General features: G+C 49.5%; 1 protein-coding gene and 1 pseudogene. Both read right to left on the minus strand.

Annotated elements, in window-relative coordinates; all coding sequences use genetic code 11:
* Positions 1-979 (minus strand): CRISPR-associated endonuclease Cas3'' (locus tag IBX50_RS20615; RefSeq protein WP_292258315.1); only part of this gene is annotated, 979 nt, incomplete at its 3' end.
* A gap of 139 nt (positions 980-1,118) precedes the next feature.
* Positions 1,119-1,310 (minus strand): annotated as a pseudogene (locus IBX50_RS20620) (hypothetical protein); the annotation flags it as partial.

Genomic DNA, 1,310 nt, shown 5'->3' on the forward strand with positions numbered 1-1,310 from the left:
TTTCTGAGCCGGGTTCAACATCCAGACTGCTGTGGTGTTCCAGCACCACCTCGTCACCCAGAAATGCCCTGAACACATCAGCATTCTGTTCAATGATACTGGTAAAGGGGATGGCGTAGATGATTCTGGATTTGTTGTGGCGTTTAGCATGTTCCAGGGCAAAGCCAAGACTGGCCAATGTTTTTCCGCCGCCGGTTGGCACCGTTAGACTGAAGATGCCGGAGGGTTGAACAGCCATTTGCTGGCAGGCATTAAAAATGGCTTTACGGGTTGTGTTCAGATCCGTTGCATCAGCCTCATCCTGAAGCTTCTGCATTTTTTCAAAAAACACCTGATGCAGTTCATTCAGACTCGGATAACAGCCCCGATTGCTCAGCTTTTCAGGCGACATATAACTTTCGGTATCCAGGAAGTCAGCGTCAACCAAGCAGGAAAAAAGCACACGCATCCATAATGCTATGGAGTCTTTACTGAGTGCTGCTGAAGGTACACCGGGTTGTTGCGCCGTTAATAGCTGCTCGGGAATGGGGGCTTGAAGAGATTCAAAATATTCTTGCTCGGCTTCAGACAGGCGGTATTGAAGTGAACCACGGGCACCAAACCAGTCAGGTAAACCAGCATGGTGACCACTGATCAGGTAGGCCAGTACATAGCCTGGCACGCCCGGCCATTGCTTAATGGCATGGACTGCACCGGCTGTTGAGTGGGTTACCCTTCCGGGGTTCTTTTCCTGTTCAACATGGGCATTTTCACGCTCAAAGCCGGAGGCATCCCGAATATATTTTTGAAAAGGAGCGCGATACTTGCCCAGATCGTGCCACTGGCCTGCTGCAAACCCCCAGCCTTCCGATTCAAAACTGCTCGCAGTGTTGCCACAAATTCCTGCAACTTTTTTTAAGTGGTCTTCCAGGAGGTGTGGTGCAAGCCATTGACCTTCTGAATCCTGTTTGGCATGAGCAATGTAGGTTTTGTTATCCATATTCCCTTTTCCATTTTTGGCGGCACTTCTTACCTTGCCGCCTTCAACAAAAACTCGCAACCCTGACTAAAGCCCAATGTCATCTGATCTGACAGTCTTTATTGATCCCTGTCAGTTCATGGCAGTTAAACGCAAGTTTTCAGCCAAACAGCCATTCCTGTATGTCGCTTTTGTTGACAAGCACCAGTTGCTGAGCTTGAGGGTCACTTTCAACTATATGTCGGTGTACTTGCAGGCTTTTCAGCAGGTAGTTGACCAGGCAGGCGCGGGTGGTGATTTTTAGCAAAATCCGCGTAAACCCTCGCCCAATCGGGCGGGGATATAAGCGGGA

The organism is Marinospirillum sp., assembly GCF_014859565.1.